This window comes from Pseudoxanthomonas sp. LjRoot204_2 (assembly GCF_056175765.1).
Genome location: NZ_JBGFFG010000663.1, coordinates 1 through 1,294, shown reverse-complemented (window position 1 = coordinate 1,294; position 1,294 = coordinate 1). Strand labels below are relative to the sequence as shown.

Here is a 1,294-nt window from a genome sequence, read left to right as displayed (position 1 = left end):
TTGCTGCGCCGCCAGCGCCGCAGGTAGTGACGCTGCCCGCTCCCGAGCTGGTCGATGGCGAGCGTACCGAGACGATGGACGTTATCGCGAGCTTGGCACCGATCCTGCGTGCGGTTCAGGTGTTTCCGGGCCCCACGGCGTCCGGCCCTCAGCTGATCGAAAGTATCCAGATGCTGTCGCGGGACTCAGTGCGCCTGGCGGACATGCTCGCCCGCGCTACCGACGACTGTGAAATCGACGTCGCGTGGCGTCGCAGGCGTAGCGGAGTGATGGTGGCGGATCTGGTGGCCAACTTCTGGATCAGCACCRTCATCACCAACCAGGGCGTTGCGATCGCGGACATGTGGCCGACCGAAGGGTTCGCCCGTATCGCGACCGCGTTCTGCGCCGCGGCCGACATCGCGCATGAATCGGAAACGCTTCGCTCGGGCCCCGTGGATATCCACGCCATCGTGTTGGGCCTGGCGCCGGTGCATATCGATCTGCAGCGGACGGCAGAACACATGAAGCGCCTGTCCCCTGAGTCGGAGATCGACGTGGAGTCGGCCGCGCTCGCGATCGCGGTGACGGCCAGCGAAGAAGTGGCAAGCGGTGCCGGTCGCCTGCAACAGGAACTGCCGCAAGGCGCATCGTTCACGGCCTTGGCGGCCGAGCTGATGGCCGCCGTAGGCCCGATGGCGCAAGCCGCATGGGATGCGGCGCGTGGCGAGATGTACGCACGCCTGAAGGCGGCCGAGCACGATCAGGAAGCGCAGCAGCAGCTGATCGAGCACCACCTGCAGGGCGGCCTGCCGGTCAAAGACACCTGTGAGCGGCTGCGCGTGCTGGTGCGACGCCTGGTGAGCATGAGTGTTTACGCGGCAAAGGCCGTCGCGGGAGAGAACGCATGAGCGAAGCCGAGAAGTCCAACGGCGTCATTTCGCGCGTCACGAGCGGCACGGGCCGCTTCGCCAAGCGCGTTGGCAAGGCCTGGGCCTACACCATGTTCGGCGATGTGAGCGGTGAGCTCAATCGCAAGCGCGAGCTGTATGCCTGGTTCAGGAGCAAGCTGACGCTCACCCCAGGCCGCGAAGAGACCTTCGATCAGGCGCTCAAGCGCCTGAGGGTCACCGCAGAGCAGCTGGCAGAGCGCGAAGCGTCCCTGGCGAGGATGCAAGCGGTGTATGGCGGCACGGCCGCAGTGGCATTCGTCATCCTGCTGCTGTCGCCCATGGTCGAGCGCCCGCTGACGCAGTTCATCATGGCGGCCGGCGTGTTGGGCATGTGCGTGGTCAAGACCATGGTGTGCCGATTC

2 protein-coding genes are annotated in these 1,294 nt (G+C 66.0%); both read left to right on the top strand.

The window, feature by feature from the left end; genetic code table 11:
- Positions 1–890: hypothetical protein (locus tag AC04L7_RS18895; protein ID WP_475513730.1), on the top strand; the 890-nt coding region annotated here is incomplete at its 5' end.
- Positions 887–1,294, top strand: a 408-nt coding sequence (locus tag AC04L7_RS18890; protein WP_475513729.1) for a hypothetical protein, incomplete at its 3' end; no start/stop codon positions are given. The genes AC04L7_RS18895 and AC04L7_RS18890, both read left to right, overlap by 4 nt.